This window comes from Pantoea sp. F_5, assembly GCF_008631595.1.
In the GTDB taxonomy this organism is placed as follows: domain Bacteria; phylum Pseudomonadota; class Gammaproteobacteria; order Enterobacterales; family Enterobacteriaceae; genus Pantoea; species Pantoea gossypiicola.
Genome location: NZ_VWUO01000001.1, coordinates 490,397 through 515,440, shown reverse-complemented (window position 1 = coordinate 515,440; position 25,044 = coordinate 490,397). Strand labels below are relative to the sequence as shown.

The following is a 25,044-nucleotide window of genomic DNA, read 5'->3' as shown; positions in this document are numbered from 1 at the left end:
GAACCTCAATAATTATTTATTACCGTAACGATCATAGAGTTTTTGTGCAAGCCTCCGGACAGCTTTTAATTTCGGATGATTTTGCATCGTTGAAACAGATCGCTGAATCCGATGAACAGAATATTTACGAACAAGAGCTTTCATACCTTCATCCATTAAACGAACACGTTCATCGCTGGCATAGCTTTTCGACTTAGCATGATAAATATATGTACTTGTTAAAACGGCTAAGTCGAAGCCAGCATCCGAAACGCGGAAACAGAAGTCATTTTCTTCCCCATAACCATGCGGGAAATTCTGTTCATCAAATAAACCTACCTGCTCGAATACAGTACGCTTAACCATAAAACAGAATCCATGTACTAATGGAACTCTGACCAGTTCCTGATCCCAGCTTTTTTCAAAGTAAAGGTCAATGTCAGCAGGAGACAATTCTTCAGGTAAAGCATTGATTGCAGTCTGCCCTTCAGACCCGGTTATTGAGGGGACTGATTGAGTACTTGCTGCATTTGATAATGGTCCTACTACACCTAGGTTAGGCTGATTGTTTAGGGCGGAACAAAGTTTATCTAATGAGCCTGGAGGAACAATAGTGTCACTATTAAGTAGCAGAACGTTTTGATTATTACCTGCCCGAATACCGTTATTTGATGTTTTAGTATAGCCAAGACGCTCATTCTGTCGCAATAAAGTAACAGGATATTGCGCCGCATACTCTTCCAAAAATAGTCGGGTTTCGTTATCAGAAGCGTCGTCCACCAAAATAATGTGCGTCGTTGATAAAAACTCAGCAAGTGAGTTAAGACAAGAACGAACATCTTCTATAGCATTATGAATACAGACTACGATATCCAGATTGAGTTGTTCGCCATTTGCACGGGTTGGATTTATAACATTTATATCATGCGTCTTATTTGGAGAAGATTGATACCATGATGAATAGATGTGTGGTTTAGGACCCCATTCATTAATACCATGAAGAAATAATGCAAACTCATGCGAATCACGCGTTGACTGCTGTTCATCCAGCAGAGGTTGCCATGTGACCTTTGCTTCTTTCAAAGCATAACCGATACTGAGTTGATCACGTCGACTGAAATTGTTGATCTCATTCCACCAGATACGCATGAAATCATGGATTTTCTCGTCACGGGCATCCATGACTAAAACATTGCTCTCTATAAGCGGTACAAAGCGAAGATTGTGAATGTACTCATATCGAGCTATTTGCTCTTTTACTACATCTACATCGTCAAGCTTCCAGGAAATAATCTCCGCAGCTTCTTCAAATAGATTATTCCTGACTGGATGTTGAATGGCTCCTAATGTATGTGAAGAATTTGATACTCTCTGAACAAGTTCAGTAATCTTTACATTAACTTCAATATTTGCATCAACCCATACAACATAATCATAGCCTTCAATGTATTTCAGCAAATTGGTTTTTATGTAGCGTGCAGTACGACGAGGATCAGCGTCGATATAAGGGGGCTTATAAATCTGGAAAATACCATATCCATCTGATAGCGTGTCAGAGAAACAGTAGTAGTCGACTTCATTCTCAAAATATTTTGGTAAAAACAGTGAATCAAAGTTGCCGATAATTGCAGTAACAAAAGCGATTTTGGCTTTACCTTGTACTCTTTCACTTTTTTCTTTTTGATAGAGAGAGATATCATCACTGCGATCTTGTTCGAAATGAGGTAAAGTATTGTTTTCAAAAGTCGCAAGTCTTTCTTTATCAAAGTAGTTTAAAAGTCGATAGTCTCGATCAACAAAACTTATTCTTGTCGTATAATTTTGCAGAAGAGGTAACACGCCAAACAGTCGCTCAAAACCATGTGCCAGGGTGCCATCAAACTGACCTTGTTCCTCGTCAAAGTCACTAATTTCATATTTCCCATCTAATATCGACCTATAAGCTTCTGATCTGGCCCAAAAGAATGAGCCCGCCGGATAATCCGGGCAATAAGTCATATTATATTCATACCCAAGATTTTGTAGTTGTTTTTCAACTATCGCGCCATTGCCTCCCCACTGTGGTTGTCTTGTCACCGCATGGAAATAGGCGGGGAAAAAAGCACCCAGGCGCTGATCATCATCAAAAGCGTTTAGAATTTGTGTCACTATAGCTCTATTTCCAAGAGTATAGTGAAGGAGGAATCTACGCCATCCTCTTGTTTTAGACTGCGGGGATTTTTTTGAATGCAGGTGAAGAATAAGATCGTAATTAAGGAGTTCGCGTCCGAAAACAACAATAAATGGATAAATGTCTCTGCCAACATTTTTGGTTTCTTTGACAGTTATCTTATTCAGCAGTTGTAAAGATGAAGTGAAAATACTTTCGCAGTCAACAACATTGTATTTACCTTCAGGAACTGAAATAAAGAGATCAAATTCAACAGGAATATTATTAAGATATTCAACAAACTCTTCGGCGAGATCAATATAATAAAGATGTAAATGTACTGCTATCTTTTTAGTGAATTTTTCATTAAGACGAACATCAGCGTCCATCAATAGCGGCGCGTCTTTTGCTCCATATTCGGAAGGCCCATAGCGAAAATAGGGTGCCTCAAGCATGCGTGGTCTGGCACTAGGTTTGCGGCCCTCAGCACAACCATATAAAAGGAAATGTTCTAATGGATCAATGCCAGCAGTTGCTACGTCAGGATACTGTTCAACATACCATTTCTCGTCGAAGTCTTGCGCAAAAAGCCGAGCCAAAGATGAGAATCGACCTTCAGTGCGACCGTACTGAACATAATGCTGTAATGCGCAAAGACCTGCTCTTTTAACATCAGAATAAGTACTGAGATACCATTCTTCATCTAAATCAGGCGCTAACGCGTTTCTCAAGGCTTGCTCGGAAGGATAACGTCCTTCACTTCGACCATATTCCAAATAATGTGTGTAGGGATCAACACCGGAATCGCGGATGTCAGAATAATTAGAGAGATACCATTTTCTGTCGAAATCGACAAATTCCTTGCTGGCCACTTGTGGATTATCAATTATTTTATGCTGACGTTGTGAAATATAAAACCGTACTTTCCTGATAAAATAATTCATGGCACGTCGGGAAAATCTTAGCGGTTTAGTCACGCGCCATGATGTAGAACGCAAAATTGCTTCTATTTCTTCTTCTCTGAGTGCGAGTTTGCTATCCGTAACAGCGTTTATTTCCTGCAGTTCAATGATTCTTTCTTGTATCTTAACGTTACTTTCTTTTAATTGAAGTAAATCTGATCTTAAACAATCATTTTCATTCAGACGGATGTCCAGATTTTGACGAATATCTGATAATTTTGATTCTAAATCACTATTTGTTTTATTTAAATGATTTATCTTATCCAGCGCATCTTCAATTTTATCAGATGCAGCTTTAATTTGTGAGTTTTGACGGTCAAATTCGATCTTGATTTTTTTTACTTCATATTCTTCAGCACAAGCTTTGCCCAATCTTGAGAAGATTGTTTGAATATGCCTGACTTTATTAGCATTATTATCAGCCGAAAAAAGTTGAATCATCGTAGCAGTTTGATCTTCCCCTACCCCTACAATTGTTAAACCATGGCCGTGTAAAAATTCAAAACAAGGATATTTTTTTCTTAATTCAGATACAAATTTGTAAACACCAAAATTGTCTTTGCGCAAATTACTATCGTGAAGCACCACAACGCCACGATTAGATAATTTAGGAAGCCAGACCTCAAAATCATTTTTTACTGCTTCATAAGTATGATATCCATCAATATGGAGCAGATCAATTTCACCATCAGAAAAATGCTCTGAAGCCTCATCAAAAGATGTACGCATGAGCGTCGAAAAACGGGAATATAAGTGTTTGTTGTGCGACTCGACTGAACTATAAACATTCTCTCCATAAAATCCTGCATGCTCATCACCTTTCCACATATCCACCGCATAACTTTTCGTGGATAAATTTAATTGGTCTATCGCCTGACAAAATGCAAAGTACGATGAGCCATAGTGTGTACCGAGCTCAACTAATACTTTTGGTCTATGAGCGTTGATGAGCCAGAATGCAAATGGAATATGCTCCAGCCAGGCAGAAAGGGTGAGTTCGACCGGGCTCATGAATGAAATAGTATTCAGTGAATAATTAGGATACTTATTTGTATCTTCAGTTAGTATCTGTAAATCACTGAATAGATCAATTGATGATTCAATGTTTTGATTTGATGAGTGCATTTTCTTCCTTAAATCCCAAAGCCAGCCTATAAAATTAAGAGATTAAAAGCCTAGTTTAGTTTTCGCATAAATAAATTGTGATTCACCAGATTAAGAATAGGAATGTAGTGAAAATGATATTCGTAATTCACGAAAACTATTTAAAACTATAAAGTAACATAAAATAAGGCTTCATAAAGAAGCCTTAAAATGTAAGTATATTAATCAAGCCATTCAGTATGGAACACACCTTCTTTATCGATGCGCTTGTAAGTATGCGCGCCGAAGTAGTCACGCTGCGCCTGAATCAGGTTAGCAGGCAGTACTTCTGAACGGTAACTGTCGTAGTAAGCAATCGCTGCCGAGAAGGTCGGCGTCGGGATACCATTCTGAATCGCGTAAGAAACCACATCACGCAGCGCCTGCTGATACTGATCGGCGATATCTTTGAAGTACGGTGCCAGCAACAGGTTAGCGATGCCTGCATCTTCTGCATAAGCATCAGTGATTTTCTGCAGGAACTGAGCACGGATGATGCAGCCAGCGCGGAAAATCTTAGCGATTTCGCCGTAGTGCAGATCCCAGTTGTTCTCTTCTGACGCAGCACGCAGCTGTGAGAAGCCCTGCGCATAAGAGACGATTTTACCCAGATACAGAGCGCGACGAACTTTCTCGATAAACTCCGCTTTGTCGCCCGTAAAGGCTTGGGCCTGGGGGCCGCTCAGAACTTTAGAGGCTGCGACACGCTGGGTTTTTAGCGAGGAGAGGTAACGTGCGAAAACAGACTCGGTAATCAGTGACAGCGGTTCGCCGAGATCCAGTGAACTCTGGCTGGTCCATTTACCGGTGCCTTTGTTCGCTGCTTCATCCAGAATCAAATCAACCAGGTATTTACCTTCTTCATCTTTCTTGGTGAAGATATCTTTGGTGATGTCGATCAGGTAGCTGCTCAGCTCGCCGTTGTTCCAGTCGGTGAAGGTTTCAGCCAGCTCTTCGTTGTTCAGGCCCAGTGCGCCTTTCAGCAGCGCGTAAGCTTCTGCGATCAGCTGCATGTCGCCGTACTCGATGCCATTATGCACCATCTTCACATAGTGACCCGCACCGTCCGGACCGATGTAAGCCACACAGGCTTCGCCATCTTCCGCACGTGCAGCAATTTTGTCCAGAATCGGGGCAACCAGCTCGTACGCTTCTTTCTGGCCGCCAGGCATGATAGATGGACCTTTCAGTGCGCCCTCTTCACCGCCGGAAACGCCGGTACCGATGAAGTTGAAGCCCTGGTCAGAAAGTTCTTTGTTACGACGGATGGTGTCTTTGTAGAAGGTGTTACCGCCATCGATCAGGATGTCGCCTTTATCCAGGTGTGGTGTCAGAGAGGCGATAGTCTTATCGGTCGCTTCACCCGCCTGAACCATCAGCAGGATGCGACGAGGTTTTTCCAGCGATTCGACAAACTCTTCAACGGTATAAAAAGGAGCAAGTTTCTTGCCCGGGTTCTCAGCGATGACTTCATCAGTCTTTTCGCGTGAACGGTTGAAGATTGAAACAGTGAAACCGCGGCTCTCAATGTTAAGAGCCAGGTTGCGGCCCATCACTGCCATACCTACAACGCCGATCTGTTGCTTGGACATTTTTTACTCCTGTCTGAAGTTACCATCACAAACTTAGATTTGTGATTAAAGTCGCAAATATGTTAACCCATCTCTCTGCATTTGAGGTAGTGAATGGTGCGCTTATCAAACACTCAAAAACTGTGCAGCTTTAGGCATTGGCTAATAAATCACCTCTTTGAATATTCGATTTAAAATACAGTGGTAGTACTTCTTCAGGCGAGCCATCCATTTTAACAGTGCCATGCTCAAGCCACAGAATTCTGGTACAGGTTTTTCTTAACAACTCATTACTGTGACTGGCAAGAATTAAAATCTTGGTCGAATTGATAATGTTAGTTAAGCGTGTTTCAGCTTTCTCTTTAAAACCTTCATCACCAACAGATAGCCACTCATCCATTAGCAAGATTTCTGGTGTGAAAATTGTGCTGACACTAAACCCAAGGCGCATTTGCATACCAGATGAATATGTTCTGACTGGCATATCAATAAAATCGCCAAGATCAGTAAAATCAATTATTTCCTCAATGCGCGCATCAATTTCTTTCTTCCGGAGGCCCAGCAGTGCACCACGAATGTAGATATTTTCTCTTCCTGTAAACTCCTGATTTATACCGAGAGAAATTGAGATTAATGAACCGATATCTCCAATAATGGTAGCCCTTCCGCTTGTAGGGTGATACACCTTACTAAACATGCGCAGCAACGTGGTTTTACCAGCACCGTTATGCCCAATTAAGCCGACTCTTTCTCCATCCTTAATTTCAAAATTAAGATTATTTAAGGCAGAAACAACTACTTTTCCGTCGTGCTGACCGACCTTTCCACCTGTAGCGAAATTTATGAAGTTCTTTTTTATAGATCTTGCGCGCGCATCGAAAATAGGGAAATCAATGCCGACATTTTCAAATTTAATAGTTGCCATTGAATTACACCCAATAAGGAACACGATATTTAAATTTACTGGTCATTGAAATAGAAAAAGCTAAACCAACAATTGCCATTACAGCTGCGATAATATAACTGCTTGTCATGGGCACCTCACCTAACAGAGGGCTACGCACTAAATCGATGAGATGATAAAGCGGATTGAAGTTTAGCAACACAGCAGCAGAATTATGAGATAGTAACTTAGGCATCCAGATTACAGGCGTCAGATAGAAGATGACTTGCATGATACTCATTACAATTTGTGTCATGTCACGAAAACGAGCACAAATCATTGAAAGAACCATAAGTATCCACATTAAATTTATTACAAGCAAAATAAAGCCAGGGATCGCTAACAGCGACGTCCAGCTCAGGCTTTTATTCACAGCAAGTAATACAAACGGGAAGATGACAATATTGTGCAGAAATATCAGGAAATTTTTCCAAATCACGCGCATCACATGTACATGTAAAGGTACTGGTAACTGCTTAATTATACCCTCAGATGAGATTAAAGCATCACATCCTTCAGAGATAGAGCTAAGAATAAATGTCCAGGTTATCAGGCCTAACGTCAAATAAGGTAGAAATTCTTTAACGTTTGTTTTAAATAGATTACCGAATACTAATCCCATAGTGGTAATCATCACCGCCATACTGATAGTAATCCAGAATGGCCCCATTTTGGAGCGTTTATAACGCATGCGGATATCCTGACCGCCCATTACTTTCACAACATGGAAACTTTTCAAGGCAGAGGTGAAATCATCCCACCCGACCGATTTTTGCTTATTCGACATTACAAAATTCCAAATTGGTATGCCAGACGGTTTAAACCGACGAGGAACTTATCACCACACAGGCGAGCTAAGATTAAAGTCATAAATTCTTCTTGCTGTGACTCATCTAGTTGATCTCTAAGCTTGATAATGTCATTCATGCTGCACACACAACGGAACATTAAATCCAATTTTATAATTGGCAAGCCAATATGGTGTAAAGCCAGGCAATTGACGTGAATTTGAGAACCCATGGTAAATTCATCAAGATAGAGTGCTATGACACGTTGTTTGAACTCTTTATCAAGAAGGATTTCGTTATCACTATAAGTTTTGAAGAAATTTACAGCTTCCAGATAATCAACATTTTTAGCCGTTAGCGTCGTCGCATCCTTTGGCGAAGATTTAGCAACTAAGTTATTTTGCTGGTGAAACACTGGCTCCGGAAGAAGGTCATACTGAATCAAATATTGATTATAATATGAAGATAATATTTCATCATTGGCAAGTATTCCTGTTATAGAACGGTTTGCCCAACTTCTGACCCCCTCACGTCGGTAATAGTAATAATTTTTATAAAAATCGTGATTTTCTCTTAATTGACGCTCCATGAAGGAGACATTGAAGAGCGATTTGAATTCCTGCTCAGAACTGACCAGAGATTTAAGCAGTTTACTCAAACCGAACTCACCTCGCTTGATCACCAAGGGTCTTACATTCGAAGCTTTATAGTCATACCAGAATTTTTTAAACTTATCATTTCTGGTTATTTTTCCTGCGACAGAAATACAAAATGAACCTAAATGATGAGAGTGCTGGCTATTCTCTGTTGCCCCTAATACTTCAACCTGACTTTCAAACAAATTCCTGACAAAATCAGCCAAACCTATTTTTGAGAAAAACACGCTATCATTAATGATAAGAAGGCGTTCACATTTCTCTTGAAAATTGTTTTCAAAGAAATACTGCATCCCAGCTTTGTAGCTACCAAAATCTCTACCATAATTATCACGTTCTATATAAACATCAGTTAAATCATTTGGGTAATTAACTTCATCAAGCTTTAAAGTATTAACCGCAACAACAAAAATATTGTTTCGTTTAGCTTCTTGTAAAAGTTCAAGAGTATCCTTTCTTAACGATGATTTTTCATAGAGAGCAATAAGCATTATCTTACCCCCTACAAAATCCCTTTTAATTCTCACATCAGTATATTTCTTTGTCTTGATATCATCGCGTATTGACAGAACACCATAGTAACAATAAATCACTATCTTCAGAAGAAATCTGATAATCATAAAAACAATTCGTTTCATATTTACACCATCATTGGTTAAACCAACTTTCTAAAGACGTTCATAATAAAAAATGCACATGTCTCAACGAAGCTTTGCCTGTAAAAACCGCCAAATATAAAACCAGCAATCCTTTTTACCAGCCCCTTTTTTAGCGAGTTGAACCTTGCATAATTAACCTGATTCTCGTTTGGCATACTTTCTTTGATACAATCCAGAGCCATACAGTTCATTTTGCTCCAGGTTTTGAATTCTCCAGAAAAAAGTCGGTTAAATCTTTTAACTTTCGACAGCAAACCTATGTTACTCCCAACAAGATTATCTTCATGCTGCCTGTAAAGGATTTTAGGTTCTCGATCATAAATAACAGCACCATTCATAGCACTACAGATAATGTAAAGAATCCAATCGTGGGAGACAATTTTTAAGTCGACAGGAAACGTTTCAAAGATTTGCTTCAATCCCCGACTAAACACCATAGAATTCCCGCCAGCGTAGCTTTGTAAAAGCGCATTATTGAAGCTAAATGCTTTCGTAAAGCACGGTGAATAACCGATAAACTTACCATATGAGTCGATTAATTTGGTACGCGAGCCATACAATTTGTATTTATTTTCCGGCACTGAGCTTAACTGCATGACAGCAGATTCAAGCTTGTCATCGAGCCAGATATCATCCTGATCACAGAATGCATAAAATTCGGAATTTATATCGCTACGTTGCAGCATATTAAAAAAATTTGCTGCAAACCCTTTCCCCGGGCCTTTATGTAGATAGACTTTATCCGGATGGTTTAGCGCAAATTGTTCAATAATTTCACAGGTACTATCTGTTGAACCATCATCAGAAACAATAAGATTCCAGTTCGTGTACGTTTGTGAAGCAATTGACTGAAGTTGCTCTGTTAAGTATTTTTCACCATTGTAAGTACCCATCAGAATACTCACTGTACCTTTATTGCTCATCATCATTAGCTACATAAAAGGATGCGTAAATAACGCATCCTTATTTTCAGGAATCAATCAAAGGTTACTGCTTGTGAAAATTTTATTCCGTCTTTATCTTTCGCAGACAGAGCAGGAGTTTCACCATCAGAGATCGGCCAATTGATATTCAGATATGAATCATTCCACAGTAACGAATGTTCATGCTGAGGATTGTAATAATCCGTGCATTTGTAAACAAATTCGGCACTTTCAGAAGTTACATAAAATCCATGAGCAAAACCTTCTGGAACCCACAACTGGCGCTTATTTTCAGCAGAAAGATATACTCCTACCCATTCTCCAAATGTTGGTGATGACTTTCTCATATCAACGGCCACATCGAAGACTTCACCTGAAACAACACGAACAAGCTTACCTTGGGTATTTACCGTCTGATAATGCAAACCTCGTAAAATACCTTTAGAAGATTTTGAGTGATTATCTTGTACAAAAGTACGCGGTGAAACCAATTCTTCGAATTTCTGCTGATTCCATGTTTCCATAAAAAACCCGCGTTCATCACCGAACACTTTAGGCTCAATAATTTTTACATCAGCAATTTTAGTATCGATAATCTTCATTATAAACGCCCTTCCACCAGCGCCATCAAGTATTTACCATATTCATTTTTCAGGTATGGCTTTGCCAGTTCCTGTAATTGTGCTTTATCGATAAAACCCATTCTGAAGGCAATTTCTTCCGGGCAAGCGACTTTAAGACCCTGACGTGATTCAATAGTCTGGATAAAATTGTTAGCTTCCATCAGGCTCTGATGCGTACCGGTATCCAGCCAGGCATGTCCACGACCCATGATGGAAACTGAAAGTTTGCCCTGCTCCATGTAGATACGGTTGATATCCGTTATCTCCAGTTCACCGCGTGACGACGGCTTAAGATTCTTTGCCATCTCAACAACGCTGTTGTCGTAAAAATAGAGCCCGGTTACCGCATAATTGCTTCGTGGATGCTCAGGTTTTTCTACCAGTGATATAGCTTTACCTTCGCTATCGAATTCTACAACGCCATAACGCTCAGGATCGTTAACATGATAAGCAAAGACGGTTGCCCCATCATCCTTAAGAGATGCTGTTTCAAGCTGCTTGTAAAGGTCATGCCCGTAGAAAATATTATCACCCAGAATAAGGGCAACTGAATCGTCACCGATGAACTCTTCGCCGATGATAAATGCCTGAGCCAGACCATCCGGACTCGGCTGTATTTTATACTGAATTGAGATACCCCACTGGGAACCATCACCCAATAAACTTTCAAAGCGCGGCGTATCCTGCGGCGTACTGATAATAAGAATATCGTTAATGCCCGCCAGCATCAGCGTACTGAGTGGGTAATAAATCATTGGCTTGTCGTAAACCGGCAACAACTGCTTGCTGACCGCCATGGTTACCGGATAGAGGCGCGTTCCTGAGCCACCAGCGAGAATAATGCCTTTATTCTTTTTCACAATTTCACCTTAATTAGTCAGGCCGCCATAACGGCCTGTTTCTATTAAATAAGCGCTTCGAGCAACATACGTTCAACGCCGACCGTCCAGTCAGGCAGATTCAGACCAAAGGCCTGTTGAAACTTGTCTGTATTGAGTCTCGAGTTCGCCGGTCGTTTAGCCGGTGTCGGGAATGCACTGGTTGGTACCGCGTTGATAGCTTTTACCTGGAGTTCGACGCCCTGCGCTTTCGCAAACTCAATCACCTTAGTGGCATAGGCATGCCATGTGGTCTCACCCGACGCGACAAGATGATAAATGCCCGCAACGGCCTCATCCTTCAGCGCTACTCTGATTGCGTGCGCAGTGCTATCTGCAATAAGCTCAGCGCCGGTAGGTGCACCAAACTGATCGTTTATTACTGACAGGGATTCCCGGTCTTTTGCCAGTTTCAGCATTGTTTTGGCAAAGTTGTTACCCTTCGCGGCATAGACCCAGCTGGTGCGGAAAATCAGGTATTTCGTCATATTGCTGACAATAGCCTGCTCCCCTTCCAGCTTGGTCTGACCGTAGGTGTTAAGCGGCGCAGTAGCATCGTCTTCGCGCCATGGTTGATTACCAGAGCCGTCAAAAACATAGTCGGTAGAGTAATGGATTAACCATGCCCCTGTCTCTTCGGCGACTGCAGCCAAAGCTTCAATAGAAGTAGCGTTAACCAGCCGTGCTTTATCCTGTTCAGATTCCGCTTTATCGACCGCAGTGTAAGCCGTGGCATTAACGATAACCGCTGGCTTAATTTTGCGAACCGTTTCAGCAACACCTTCAGGATTTTCAAAATCACCGCAGTAGTCACGGGAATGACGATCGACCACAATTAAATTGCCCAACGGAGCCAGCGCACGCTGCAATTCCCAGCCCACCTGTCCGTTTTTACCAAAAAGCAGAATATCCATTAGCTACGCTTCTCGTAGTTTTGTTCGATCCAGTTCTGATACGCACCGCTCTTCACATGCTCAACCCACTCTGAATTGTTAAGGTACCATTCAACGGTTTTCTTCAGACCCGTTTCAAAGGTCTCTTCCGGTTTCCAGCCCAGATCTTTTTCAATCTTAGCGGCATCAATGGCGTAGCGGCGATCGTGCCCTGGACGATCCTGAACATAGGTAATCTGAGCGCTGTAAGGTGTATCTTTTGGACGCAGCTCATCAAGCAGTTCGCAGACTTTCAACACAACATCGATATTTTTCTTTTCGTTATGTCCACCGATGTTATAAGTCGTGCCGGTCTCTGCATTTTTAACCACGGTATAGAGCGCGCGCGCGTGGTCTTCAACATAGAGCCAGTCACGGATCTGGTCGCCTTTGCCATAGATGGGTAACGGTTTGCCTTCCAGCGCATTACTGATAATCAGTGGAATGAGTTTTTCCGGAAAATGATAAGGACCGTAGTTGTTAGAGCAGTTAGTTACGATGACTGGCAATTTATAGGTGCGGCCCCATGCACGAACCAGATGATCGCTCGCTGCTTTCGTTGAGGAATAAGGGCTGCTGGGTGCATAAGGCGTTTCTTCAGTGAATAGCGGTAATTCACCATCCATTTCATCCGGATGCGGCAGGTCACCATAAACCTCATCAGTCGAGATATGATGAAAACGGAAAGCTGCTTTACGTTCTTCCGGCAAGGCGCTCCAGTACTGGCGGGTCGCTTCCAGCAGTGCATAGGTACCCACCACGTTGGTCTGAACAAACTCAGCCGGACCAGTTATTGAGCGGTCTACATGGCTTTCAGCGGCCAGATGCATGATGGCATCAGGCTGAAATTCATTTAATGCTTCAGTAATAGCCTGACCGTCGCAGATATCGATCTGCTTAAAGGTGTAGCGTGGATTGCTGCTTACCTCTTTTAACGATTCAAGATTGCCTGCATAGGTTAGTTTATCAACGTTTATGACTTCATCATTTGTATTGTTGATAACATGACGTACAACCGCTGAACCGATAAAACCTGCACCACCAGTGATAAGTATCTTCATAACGTGTTTATTCCTGACAAGCTATCTGAGGCATGGGTGCCTGAAAAAAAGCAGACAATCACAAGCGTTTTCAGAGCACGCTACCGCCCCTGGGTTACAGCTCCCACGATGCTGATTATCTTTGACCGAATGAGTGTGCTGACAACATGAACCCGCCAGATGTCCAGCATTTCGTTGATTGATATCACTTTATTAATGAAATTATTTAAGTGGGTTTATCATTCAACAATCATAAATTCTATCACTCAGGTATAGCTATTACGAATAAAATGCGATTATGCCTGGGGTGTTAGTTCAACTAATGAGCATTTTATCGGGCTGGGGATAGTTGCTGATGCGTCAGGATGATGCAATCAGAATAGTGGGAAAAGACTGGTAAGATAATTCAACTCAAATATAAGAAAGGCGAACCAAAGTTCGCCTTTTCTTTTCAACTACCGAAACCCATCCGGGTTCTTACTCTGCCAGTTCCACGTGTCACGCATCATCTCATCGATGCCGCGCGTCACGCGCCAGTCGAGCTCGCTGTTAGCCAGTGATGCATCGGCCCAGAACGCAGGCAGGTCGCCGTCACGGCGCGGCTTGATCTCAAAGGGGATCGCCTTGCCGGAAGCCTGCTCAAACGCCTTGATCATCTCCAGCACGGAGAAGCCTTTGCCGCCGCCCAGATTGAAGGCAGTGTAACCTTCAACTTTGCTCAGATGGTCCAGCGCTTTCAGGTGCCCTTCCGCCAGGTCAACCACGTGGATGTAGTCACGCAGACAGGTTCCGTCTGGCGTATCGTAATCGCCACCAAACACGCCCAGCTTCTCCAGACGACCAATCGCGACCTGCGCGATATAAGGAAGGAGGTTGTTCGGGATGCCAGTCGGGTCTTCACCGATTTCGCCAGACTCGTGCGCGCCAACCGGGTTGAAGTAACGCAGGGCAATCGCTTTAAACTTCGGCTCTGCTTTGGCGAAGTCGCGCATGACGAATTCGGTCATCAGCTTGGAGGTGCCGTACGGACTGGTGGTGCCGCCAATTGGCGTAGTCTCAACGTAAGGAACCGGTGCATCTGCGCCGTAGACGGTCGCTGATGAGCTAAAGATGAAGTTCCAGACACCGGCATCACGCATCTCTTCCAGCAGTACGACAGTACCCGCCACGTTGTTCTCGTAGTACTCCAGCGGCATACGCGTCGATTCCCCCACCGCTTTAAGCGCTGCGAAGTGAATAACGGCTGAAATGCTGTTGGCTGCGAACAGGTCACGCAGACAGGCGCGGTCACGGATATCGCCCTCAACGAAGGTCGCTTTTTTACCCGCCAGTTTCTCCACGCGGTTAATGGCTTCGCGTGAGGCGTTGCAGAGGTTATCCAGAACCACAACATCATCACCGCGCTGCAACAGCGCCAGTACCGTATGGGAGCCGATATAGCCTGCTCCGCCCGTGACTAAAATTGCCATGTGAGCTCCTTTCAATCTGCCGCGTATGACGCGGCGATTTAATTACTTTTGTTTTGCGAGAATCGTCTGGATAGCTTCGCGGAAATCGCGACCCTGCGCGTTGTTACGCAGTCCGTAAGAGACGAACGCCTGCATGTAACCGAGTTTACGACCGCAGTCGAAACTTTGACCGGTCAGCAGAGAAACATCAACGGTTTTATGCTTGCTCAGGCTGGCGATCGCATCGGTCAGCTGGATACGGCCCCAGGCGCCTGGCTCAGTGCGCTCCAGTTCCGCCCAGATATCAGCAGAAAGCACATAGCGGCCTACCGCAGCCAGATCAGAGTTCAGTCCGGTGGTATCTTCAGGCTTCTCAACGAAATCGGTAATGGTGCTGATGTCGCCAGGGTGATCGATCGGCTCTGCAGTGGTGATTACCGAGTACTCAGTGAGATTGGACGCGGGCATATGCTGCGCCAGGACCTGGCTGTGGCCGGTCTCTTCAAAACGGGCAACCATCGCAGCAAGGTTGTAACGCATGTGGTCAGCGGTAGAGTCATCCAGCAGAACGTCTGGCAGTACGACCACGAACGGGTTATCACCGATCATCGGGCGGGCACAAAGAATGGAGTGGCCCAAGCCCAGCGGCTGTGCCTGACGCACGTTCATGATGGTTACGCCTGGCGGGCAGATAGACTGCACTTCGCTCAGCAGCTGACGTTTCACGCGCGCTTCAAGCAGCGCTTCCAGCTCATAGGTCGTGTCGAAGTGGTTTTCTACGGCATTTTTCGATGCATGCGTGACCAGCACAATCTCTTTAATACCTGCGGCAACACACTCGTCAATGATGTACTGAATCATCGGTTTGTCGACGACAGGCAGCATCTCTTTCGGAATGGCTTTAGTCGCAGGGAGCATATGCATACCGAGGCCCGCAACCGGGATTACTGCTTTAAGCTTGGTCATATTTATTCCGTTTAATAAAATGAAGATGTGGGTCGATTATGCAGGATCGGCCGGAAGAGCAAGTATAATCTTTATCTGAAAAGCGGACAGTAACTCTCTGTCATAACTTGGAAATTCGGCATTTTGCCCATTGCCAGCGACACCATAAACTGAACAAAGACAATCAGTAATCGAATATTGCTACTGTGATCTACAGCACTCTTCGTTGCAGGGCTGAGACCAGCTATAAATGAAAACGGGCGACCCTCAGGCCGCCCGTCGATATAACGCTTTATAATCAGAGCCAGCCTTCAAACCACTCTGGCATCACAAACAGATTAAAGTGATTTACCAGCAGCATCACGCCAACAAAGACCACCGACACGGCCACCCACTGTCGGGCATAAGGAATAAACCGAATGCCAATTACCGGCTTGATAAAGAACGGATGAGCCAGTGCCGAGATCAGGATCTGCGAGATGGAGAGCGTCAGCGCGACGTAGAGCACGTTTGGCCAGATAAAGGTGGTCGCCAGGACCATCAGGACCACAATGCTCGCCACGATGTTCCAGTAGAACTCAACGTTGGTACGTCCGTTGGCCTGGGAAATCGCGCCGGTCAGCCCCCCCATCGGCCGCAGCATACCAAACAGCAGCATCAGCGGGATCAGGTGATAGACCTGCTCATGTGACGCGCCATAAAGCACACGCACGATAACCGGCGAGAAGATACCAATAGCCAGATACATGGCGCTGCTGAACAGCATGATCCCCAGCGTGCCTTTCAGGAACAGCTTTTTCAGCTGCTCGGCATCATGCTGTTTCTCAGCAAAGCGCGGCAGTGCCAGACGGTTAATGACCGGCGTGACCAGCTTCAGCGGTTGCAGCACCAGCTCTTTCGCCAGCGAGTAAACGCCCAGCATCTCAGCGCCCATGACTTTACCGACCACCAGCGCATCCGCCTGGGTACGCAGCTGATTAATGGTCTGCGAACCGAGCTGATAGCTGCCATAACGAATCGCGCCGAAGAAGGTCGCTTTGTCGAACTCCCAGGTCGGACGCCATGACTTCTCACCCAGTGCAATCATGCAGAGAATGCGGGTAAAGGCGTTGATGAACAGACCCAGAATCGCCGCCGACACCGTCAGCGAGGTGAACTCCAGCATCGCCACGACACAGAGGAAGGCAAACAGCTTGGTGCCCATCTCAATCTTCGCCAGCGACACCATCCGCTTGGTTTTGATGTAGTGCGCCTGATATTGCGACAGGTGCCCCAGCACCAGGAAGTTCAGGCTGGTCAGCATGATCAGCCCGGTCAGCTCCGGCAGGTGATAGAACCAGGAGACCGGGAAGGCGATCAGCAACATGATCAACCCGGTACACAGGCTGAGGGAGACGTTGACCCAGTAGATAGTGCTCTGCTCACGACGGGTAATGTTCTGGCGATGCACCAGATAACTGCTCATTCCCATATCCTGCAGCACACCCGCCACCGCCAGGATGGCGTTGATAATGGCTAACAGCCCCAGCTCGTGGGTTTCCAGTTTGCGGGCAAGAAAGCTCAGCTGTGCAACCTGCAGAACCGCAGAAAAGCAGGTGCTGCCGAACAGCCAAATTGCCTGTGACTTAAATCCACTCACACCAGTCGCTCCAGAATCTGTGCCAGTTCGCCGTAGGCGATATGCTGATTAAATTCAGTCTCGACTTTGTGGCGTGCCGCGGCAACCACGGGTGCCACATCCACTTCACCCTGAGACAACTTCAGCAGCGTTTCCGCCAGCGCATCGGGGTCGTCCTCTTCTACCAGCCAGCCAGAAACATTGTTCTCAATCAGCTCCGGAATGCCGCTGTGGAAGGTAGAGACCACGGGCAGGCCAACCGCCATCGCTTCCATCAGTGCGACCGGAATCCCTTCCATGTCGCCATCTGCGGCGGTTTTAGACGGCAGCAGGAAGATGTCAGCCTCGCTAAGCGCACGACGAATCTCCTCCTGCGGCTTAAAGCCCGGCATGCTGACACAATCTTCCATCCCCTCTTGGGCGATGAAATCACGCATCATCTCATCCTGATCGCCGTTGCCGATAATGGTGTACTGAAACTGACCGCCACGCTGTTTCAGGATGGCGCTGGCTTTCACCGCGACATCCAGCCCTTTTTTCTCGGTCAGACGCGCCACCGAAACGATACGCAGCGATTTATGGAACGCCTGGCGCGGCTGGAAGTTAAACTTCTCCGGCTCAATGCCCATACGCGTCACGTGAATTTTCTCCGGCGGGCAGCCCATCTCAATCAGCTTGTTCTCCCACAGATGGCTGATAGGCAGCATCAGCTCACTCTGGCGGAACAGATTGACGTAATCGAGTTTGTGCTCTTCCAGAATGTGACGGCGGGAGATATCAGCGCCATGAAACACGGTCGCCTGTTTACCCTTCAGCACGCCCAGTTCACGCAGCTTGTTTGCCAGTGCACCGGCATAGCCGAAATGCACCAGAAACACATCTGCGGTAAAGGTCTGCTTAGCATTCGCCACAATCGACGGCAGCAGCAGTTTGCTGGACTGCGCGCCATAACGGCGCACATTCAGCGAACGCAGCAGCGACGGCTTCGTCACTTTTGGCAGCACCAGTTTGATACGCTGGTTCAGCTTATCAACAATCGAGACTTTCTCTTCCGGCAGCAGATAGTGGGTCTTCGCCGCCAGACCATACTCATCAAACGCCGCATGCCGGTTCACTAAATCGCCGGGAAAGACTGAAATAATCTCCACCTCGTAACCGGCATCAATAAAATGGGTCACCTGATTTAGTACGAATGTCTCAGAGGCAACCGGGAAACGCATGGTGAAAAAAGTCAGTTTCATCACATTACCCTAATACTTTGAGAATCTCTTCAGTGATCCGGTTGCCAATTTCCCTTTCATTCGCAACGGCCGTGTCGACCCTGAGCTTGATGTTGTCGTAGTCGGCAAGGACCGTTTTCACCTTGTCGATCAGCGAGCCGTCCATCAGGCTTTTCACATCGGTTGCCATCTGCGGCAGACCAAGCTGGTTCATCACACCCATCGACTTGTGCTCATAGTTAATCGCCACAGCCGGGGTGCCAAAGTTCATGGAGATAATCGCCGAGTGCAGGCGTGTACCGATGGTCAGATGGCAGTGACTCAGCAGGATGCCCAGTTCCAGGTCATTAAACTCGTCCATAATGACATGGTAATGTTCTGGCTGCGCCACGTGGTCACGCAGCGTCAGCGCCACCATACGGTCATCTTTGGCATAGCTGTCGATGCCGGTACAGGTGGAGAAGGCGACGACCTGATAGCCTTCAGCAATCATCGCATTGATTACACGGCCAAAGGCTGTTTCATACTCCTTCTGCGTCACGCCAAGACGTTTATCAAATGGCGCAAGTTCACGTACGGTGATCGCGATGGTTTTACGGCCATCGATAATACCCTGCCAGTAGCGCAGATTGTGGCTCGGATTCTCCACTTCACGCGCACGTACCAGGAATGCCGTATCCACGCCAGAGGCAACTTTAGAGCTGGTCACGCCATCGCGCTTCATCAGGTCAAGGCTGACCGATTCACGTAGCACCAGGCTGTCGACCCGATCAAAAACGAAATTTGCCAGCGCATTGACGCGCGGGTTCTGGAAAGGTCCCACTGAGTGGCCGATCAGATAGATCGGCTTTTTCGCCATCAGCGCACAGAGCGCATGGTCAAACTGGGTCACGCCATAGAGATCGACGAAGAAGGATCCGCCCACCTGAATAATCGCATCATATTTTGCCAGGCTTTCAGTAAAGGCCTTCAGGTGAGGCGGCACAGCGAACGACTTAAAGATCCCGCCTTTGCCCAGGTGCGCCATCATGATATCGGGCATCAGACGGTTCGCCACTTTACGCTTAAACGAACCGACCAGGCCTTTACCCGATTTGCTGTTGTGCAGATACAGCGCATCCTGCTGAATATCCTGCTGGAGCAGATAACCGGAGCTGGTTGGATAACGGCTAATAACATCAATGTCTAAATCACTGCGTGCAGACTTCATCGAATCGATCAGTCCACGAAGAATCGCGCCATCCCCGCGATTTCCACACGTATGGTTACCCACCAATAAAATTTTCATAACAACTCCGAATAAATTTTTTTAATTCTGTAAGCCGCCCAGATCCGAAATGGGCAAAATGAACTCTGTTTAAAGTAATGCTTTACGGGATAACGCACCCAAAGGTACTGCTCCTGTTAAACCGGCCGCCTCCATTCTGGCGGCCCTGATACAAGGGGTTATGACTTAATCGCGAAGTAAGGCAGCGCAACCTGTTTACCGTTGATCACCACGGAAACAAAGCCTTCCGGCTTACTGGTATCGACCTGATCGGCGGAGAGCGGACGGGAAGCCATCAGCAGATCGCCCTGCTCGTTGGCCCCCACGCCCGCTTTGCCGTTATGCAGGCTGAAACGCTGCGGCGCGCGTTTGGCCGCGTCGCCCGATGGCGGATTGCCCTTCTCCATCTTCGCGTTGACCCGCGCACAGCGACCGGTAACAAAGCGATCTTTACCGGTGGTTTTCACCAGCACGGCCGCCGATGGCGTCCAGCCCGCCAGTTTGACGAAGATACGGACATCGGTGTCATGCTCAGCCACATAGCGCACATCCACAATCGGGCTGCTGCCTTCTGCCGACCAGCTCGCTTCCGACAGGTCTTTCTTGCGCTGCACGTGGATCACTGCGCGGCCGCCGGTGGTCTTGTCGCCAATCAGGTTCATCAGCGGTTTATCGCCACTGCCGTTACTGAACTGCGACTGACCGAAGATTTCGATCTCCCACGAATCCCCCACCGTCGGTGAGTAGAGGCTACCGAGATCAAACCAGGTCTCCTGGTTCGTATTGTTCTCTAAACGCCAGCGCGAGGTGATGTAGTTATAATTCAGGCTGCCATCCAGGGCGACGCCGTAAGACTCCACACGGGTCGATCCCATCTCCCAGATGCTGAGCAGACGATCGCCCTGCATGGAATTGTCGATCCAGCTGCCCGACTGCAGACTGGTCTGACGCATATTCAGGCGGCTGTTATGGGCGATAAGCGGGTTCTTACAATCCTCCAGGCTTAGTGCATCGATAATCCACTGGCCGTTGGAGATATCGCCTGGGTTATCACAGTGCTCAATCCAGCCATTGTGAATTATCGACTGGGCGCAGCGCGCCAGGTTAAGCACCTTGCCGCCGCGACAGTGCTGCGCATTGAAGTTTGACAGCTCGATGGCGGTGCTGTGATCCCAGTTGCCCTGTTTCTGCCCTGACCAGCCCGACTTAATAACATCACCTGAGCAGCGTGAGGCATACCACTGATCGATTTTGCAATCGAGCGTATCCTGCAGACTGATGGCCGTGCCGCCTACTGCGGTAAAGCGCAGGCAGGCCCCACGGAAAAATTGTCCGCCAGGACAAGTGTTATGGAAAAAGCCCTGCTGATTCGGGCTTTTATCGCTATTACCGTTAAAAATAAGATTAGAAAGCTCGACCCGACGGGCATTCATCTCAAAAACGAAATCTGACTTACCATCAGAGACAATTGTAGTCGCCGGGAAGTAGCCGAAGTTAACCATCGCCCCTGAGATGCGGAATAGATTGAGATTCTTCTCGCCCAGGTTACAGGCGGACACCATAAAAGTACCGGCCGGGAACTGGACGCAGATTTGCTGGTTAGCCTGTTGCGACCAATTGAACATCGCCATAATGGCCGGGGCCGTATCGGTCTGGCCATCGGCAATCGCACCGAAATCAAACAGCGTCAGACGATTGAAATCGTCTACCACACGACGCCATGAGAAGCCTTCACCGGCAATGTTTACGCCGCCATCATTCTGAGTGGACTGGAAGCTACCGACAAACTCACCGCCGCCCACTTCGCGTCCTTCATGCCAGCTTTTGAGCTTAACCTTGGCCCCTTCAAACAGCGGACGGGTTTTACGTAACTCCGCGACAGACGCGATCTCACCAATCAGCTGATAACCCGCCGGCTGCGCCAGACGCTGACTGAAATCAGCAGCACCCGGACGGCTGACATCGGCGATATTAAACAGGGTCTGACCGTTATTGTCCTCGACCGTCATCGAATGAGAAGGATCGGCAATCAGTGCAGCGTTGTCCTGAATAAACTGGGCGAAGTTGCCCTTGTTCAGCGCGATAGGCTGAGCAATCTCAGACACTTTCCCGCTGGCATCACGCAGGAAGACCGGAATCTGGTTACCCGGTTTGCTGGCATCCACACCCGCTTTACCAATCCAGAGTTTGCCCTCAAAGCCCTGCCAGAACTGGGGTGGCATGGCGTAGACATTTTCTGGCGTCAGGATAGGCACGTCGCCTTTAGGGATAGCAGCCGCATCAACCGGCTTCAGGGCAATGCCGTTACTTTTTGCAGCGTAGCTGGAAAAGGTGCTCACGGAGAGAGCCCCCACCAGAGCGGAGGCGGCGGTCTGTAAAACTTCTCTTCTTTTCATGCATCAATTCCCGTAGTCAATAAGGCCATTGGCCATGGCGGTGTCCCTGAGGCACGTCGCAAGTGAGCTTTTCCAGCTTCTGTTAAACCAATGACAGCCAGCTTTGCTTAATCTGGTTACCGTCAAATTTCAGCGCGGTTTGTTTGGTTTTTTCGCTCATGGCATAGAACAGCGCGTCATCGCTGGCAAGCTGCTCCATTCGGGCCAGGAACGTGGTTTTGTCATTCATCGGGACCAGGAATCCATCTTCACCGTGGTTGATGATCTCCTGCGGCCCGGTCGGGCAGTCATACGCGACGACCGGCAGTGACCAGGATTTCGCTTCCAGCAGCACCAGTGGTAAACCTTCATAGCGCGACGTCATCAGCGCCATATCGCTGTCGCGATAGTAGTCATTGATATTGCTGACCTTGCCGACAAACTTCACGCTGTCGGTAATGCCCAGCACGGCCGCCTGATCATGCAGCTGCTGACGCAGTTCGCCGTCACCGGCAATCACCAGCGTCCAGTCAGCATGAGTACGGACGAAGTCGCGCCAGATATCCAGCAGCAGATCAAAGCCCTTCTGGTTATCCAGACGGCCCACCGCCAGCGCCTGACGATGGCGGGTCTGACGCTGATAGCCTTTGTAGACCACCGGGTTTGGGATGGGCTTGCTGGGAATGCGCCAGCGACTAAACACCTGATGATCTTTTTCGGTCAGAACAATCACGCGGTCGTAATAGCGCAGCAGCAGAAACTTGAGGAACTTAATCGGTTTGCTGAAGGAGTTAATGGCGATATGTTCGCAGGCGTAGGCTTTGCCCCGCTTCTTCTTCATGGCCAGCAGATTCCAGAAGGCGAACATCACGCTCAGGCGACCCATGCTGATCAGGAAGACGGTATCAAAACCCTCTTCGTTGATTCGCGCTACCGCGCTTTTAATCGGGTTGCTCTGGCCTTCGAAGCTGACGATTTCTCTGACATGCTCAAACGGATAAAAGGTTTTACCGCTGCCTTCCAGCGAGTAGATGGTGACGTCATGCGTTTCGCCAAGACACTCTGACATAAAGTTACAGATGTTCTCGGTGCCCGCATACGAATAAGCATCTTTGATCACCAGGACAATTTTTTTCATGAAACGCTATCCACCTCAAATTTTAAAGACAATCCTGCCGACAGGCTTAACGATGCTTAAGGGTAAACAGCACACCATTCACCATATACCAGGCGTAATAGTAATAGATTTTTAAAGGATTGTTTTTATAGATAATTCTTAATAATTCGAGGTGCCATTGGGCAGCTTTATTTTTATTGCGTGAAAGGGAATCGCCTAATTCGTAATAGTTGACCAGAATCGTCTGAATTACGCGCGCCTGCTTATAGCGGGTGAATAATTCATACAAAAACAGGAAATCTTCATGGCCTTTGCGCTGAAAGAAAAGCCCCTGGGGTGGACGGCGGAAACAGACGGAAGAAAAACAGACGCGATACTGTTTCTTCACAAAGTTTTCCTGCTGCAGGTACGGTTTGCTGTAGGTGATGTCGTGCTCAGCCTTGCGGGTTTTGTAGTGATACTCGGTAATGACAAAATCATCACCGGCCGCGATGGCCGCAACCTGCTGGGTCAGTTTATCGGCATGCCACTCATCGTCGCTGTCGAGAAAAGCGATAATCTCTTCAGTCGCCGCGCGCAGCCCGACGTTGCGGGTCTCTGCTGCGCCCATGTTGACCGCGTTATCCAGAATAGTAATGCGCGGATCCTGACAATGCTCGCGCACAAATTCCAGCGAGTCATCGGTGGACTTATCATTGACCAGATAGAGGTGCCAGTCGGTATAGCGCTGATTGATAACCGATTGCACAGCGCGTAATACCGTCTGACGTGCATTATACATAGGCATGACAATGCCAACGGTTCCAACAGAAGTATTCATCTTCAACCCTGAATTAAACGAAAAGAGAGGTGCTCCCGGCGTCAGGAGCAGAACGAGGCGCGGCGCGCGTCAGGAGAGTGCTTTCTCACCGCCGAAACGTGCTTTGACCTTGTCTTTAACCCGGTTCATAAAATAAGCACGGTTGTCTTTATTGGTGAGGAAGAAGTAACGCGCAAAGCTCAGACTCGCCATCAGCGACTTGCCATCCATTTTGTAGCGCAGCGGCAGCTTAAAGGCTTTGTAGGTGTGGATATCACGCGGGGTAAGATGCGGCTTCATGCTATCCAGCCAGAACATCGAGTAGTTCACCGATTCGCCTTTGTGTTTAGAGCCAAATTTCGTGACCAGGTGGTAGTTCGCCAGCGGTGCGGCGATCATCACGAAGTCATAGCCCATGCGGTCGGCACGAATGCAGAAATCATAATCCTGATGGCGGATGTAGCGGGTATCAAACTGAATCTTCGCCGCGTCTTCGCGCTTCAGCACAATGGTGCTGGTCTGGATAAAGCCATAGCAGCCGAACAGATATTCCGCGACGGTTTCATTTTTACCCGGTGGCTGCATCGGCATCACTTTCAGGAAGTTGCCATCCTGATAGATATTCACCTGGCTGAAAATAACGACGTTCTTTTTGCCCTGGGCTTCCAGCTGCGCAATTTTTTCGCTCACCTGCTGCAGTTTGTCCGCGGCCCACTCATCATCGGCGTCAAGGAAGCTGACATAATCACCGGTCGCCAGCTCGATACCTTTGTTACGCGCACCGGCCCCGTTGAGCTTGACCTCAGAGAGCACAAGATTAATGTCGAGATCCTGGTAGCGTTCGCTGCGAACCACCTCCGCCAGCGCGGCGGCATCCGCAGATTTATCATCCACGATGATGACTTCAAAATTGCGATACGTCTGCGCTTTAACACAATCCAGCGTGGTTACAATCGATTCTGACGCATTGTAAGCGGGGATCACGATAGAGAAGCGAATGTCCTTCATT

General features: G+C 47.0%; 19 protein-coding genes. All 19 read right to left on the bottom strand.

The features are described from left to right. Positions 1-12: 12 nt before the first annotated feature. The 19 genes from F3I44_RS02345 to F3I44_RS02255 all read right to left on the bottom strand — a co-directional run bounded on the left by F3I44_RS02345 (position 13) and on the right by F3I44_RS02255 (position 25,043). Positions 13-4,215, bottom strand: coding sequence for a rhamnan synthesis F family protein (locus F3I44_RS02345; protein WP_150019275.1), 4,203 nt, complete (start codon positions 4,213-4,215; stop codon positions 13-15). A 200-nt stretch (positions 4,216-4,415) separates the two neighbouring features. Beyond that, entirely contained in the window at positions 4,416-5,825 is a 1,410-nt protein-coding gene (gndA, locus tag F3I44_RS02340) for an NADP-dependent phosphogluconate dehydrogenase (RefSeq protein ID WP_150019274.1), read from the bottom strand. A gap of 130 nt (positions 5,826-5,955) precedes the next feature. Continuing rightward, the gene (locus F3I44_RS02335; RefSeq protein ID WP_150019273.1) at positions 5,956-6,729 is read right to left on the bottom strand and encodes an ABC transporter ATP-binding protein; all 774 of its coding nucleotides are present in this window, start codon (positions 6,727-6,729) and stop codon (positions 5,956-5,958) included. A gap of 4 nt (positions 6,730-6,733) precedes the next feature. Continuing rightward, the gene (locus tag F3I44_RS02330; RefSeq protein WP_150019272.1) at positions 6,734-7,534 is read right to left on the bottom strand and encodes an ABC transporter permease; all 801 of its coding nucleotides are present in this window, start codon (positions 7,532-7,534) and stop codon (positions 6,734-6,736) included. Beyond that, the gene (locus F3I44_RS02325) at positions 7,534-8,829 is read right to left on the bottom strand and encodes a rhamnan synthesis F family protein (RefSeq protein WP_150019271.1); all 1,296 of its coding nucleotides are present in this window, start codon (positions 8,827-8,829) and stop codon (positions 7,534-7,536) included. The genes F3I44_RS02330 and F3I44_RS02325 overlap by 1 nt, the downstream gene beginning before the upstream one ends. A gap of 17 nt (positions 8,830-8,846) precedes the next feature. Beyond that, a complete protein-coding gene (locus tag F3I44_RS02320; RefSeq protein WP_223813001.1) occupies positions 8,847-9,773 on the bottom strand; it encodes a glycosyltransferase family 2 protein in 927 nt (308 codons plus the stop codon). Between the two features lie 53 nt (positions 9,774-9,826). Then, the gene (rfbC, locus tag F3I44_RS02315; RefSeq protein ID WP_150019269.1) at positions 9,827-10,375 is read right to left on the bottom strand and encodes a dTDP-4-dehydrorhamnose 3,5-epimerase; all 549 of its coding nucleotides are present in this window, start codon (positions 10,373-10,375) and stop codon (positions 9,827-9,829) included. Beyond that, positions 10,375-11,256, bottom strand: a complete 882-nt coding sequence (rfbA, locus tag F3I44_RS02310; RefSeq protein ID WP_150019268.1) for a glucose-1-phosphate thymidylyltransferase RfbA — start codon at positions 11,254-11,256, stop codon at positions 10,375-10,377. Before rfbA ends, rfbC begins: the two co-directional genes overlap by 1 nt. A 44-nt stretch (positions 11,257-11,300) precedes the next feature. Then, positions 11,301-12,188, bottom strand: a complete 888-nt coding sequence (rfbD, locus tag F3I44_RS02305; protein ID WP_150013643.1) for a dTDP-4-dehydrorhamnose reductase — start codon at positions 12,186-12,188, stop codon at positions 11,301-11,303. Beyond that, on the bottom strand, positions 12,188-13,267 hold the full coding sequence (rfbB, locus tag F3I44_RS02300; RefSeq protein ID WP_150019267.1) for a dTDP-glucose 4,6-dehydratase: 1,080 nt from the start codon (positions 13,265-13,267) through the stop codon (positions 12,188-12,190). Before rfbB ends, rfbD begins: the two co-directional genes overlap by 1 nt. Positions 13,268-13,701: 434 nt before the next feature. Next, positions 13,702-14,715, bottom strand: coding sequence for a UDP-glucose 4-epimerase GalE (gene galE, locus F3I44_RS02295; RefSeq protein WP_150013639.1), 1,014 nt, complete (start codon positions 14,713-14,715; stop codon positions 13,702-13,704). Between the two features lie 42 nt (positions 14,716-14,757). Next, positions 14,758-15,660: a UTP--glucose-1-phosphate uridylyltransferase GalF gene (gene galF / locus F3I44_RS02290; RefSeq protein WP_150019266.1), complete on the bottom strand. Its 903-nt coding sequence runs from the start codon at positions 15,658-15,660 to the stop codon at positions 14,758-14,760. 277 nt (positions 15,661-15,937) lie between these two features. Next, positions 15,938-17,278 carry a lipopolysaccharide biosynthesis protein gene (locus F3I44_RS02285; protein WP_150010341.1) on the bottom strand — a complete coding sequence of 447 codons (1,341 nt, stop codon included), beginning with the start codon at positions 17,276-17,278 and terminating at the stop codon, positions 15,938-15,940. Continuing rightward, positions 17,275-18,498: a glycosyltransferase gene (locus tag F3I44_RS02280; RefSeq protein WP_150019265.1), complete on the bottom strand. Its 1,224-nt coding sequence runs from the start codon at positions 18,496-18,498 to the stop codon at positions 17,275-17,277. The genes F3I44_RS02285 and F3I44_RS02280 overlap by 4 nt, the downstream gene beginning before the upstream one ends. A gap of 4 nt (positions 18,499-18,502) precedes the next feature. Next, a complete protein-coding gene (gene wcaK, locus F3I44_RS02275; protein WP_150019264.1) occupies positions 18,503-19,765 on the bottom strand; it encodes a colanic acid biosynthesis pyruvyl transferase WcaK in 1,263 nt (420 codons plus the stop codon). 158 nt (positions 19,766-19,923) lie between these two features. Then, positions 19,924-22,140, bottom strand: coding sequence for a phage tailspike protein (locus F3I44_RS02270; protein WP_150019263.1), 2,217 nt, complete (start codon positions 22,138-22,140; stop codon positions 19,924-19,926). Positions 22,141-22,222: 82 nt separating this feature from the next. Then, a complete protein-coding gene (locus F3I44_RS02265; RefSeq protein ID WP_150010349.1) occupies positions 22,223-23,257 on the bottom strand; it encodes a glycosyltransferase in 1,035 nt (344 codons plus the stop codon). 46 nt (positions 23,258-23,303) lie between these two features. Next, positions 23,304-24,056, bottom strand: coding sequence for a glycosyltransferase family 2 protein (locus tag F3I44_RS02260; protein WP_150010351.1), 753 nt, complete (start codon positions 24,054-24,056; stop codon positions 23,304-23,306). Positions 24,057-24,125: 69 nt separating this feature from the next. Beyond that, positions 24,126-25,043 carry a glycosyltransferase family 2 protein gene (locus F3I44_RS02255; RefSeq protein WP_150019262.1) on the bottom strand — a complete coding sequence of 306 codons (918 nt, stop codon included), beginning with the start codon at positions 25,041-25,043 and terminating at the stop codon, positions 24,126-24,128. Position 25,044 lies beyond the last annotated feature (1 nt).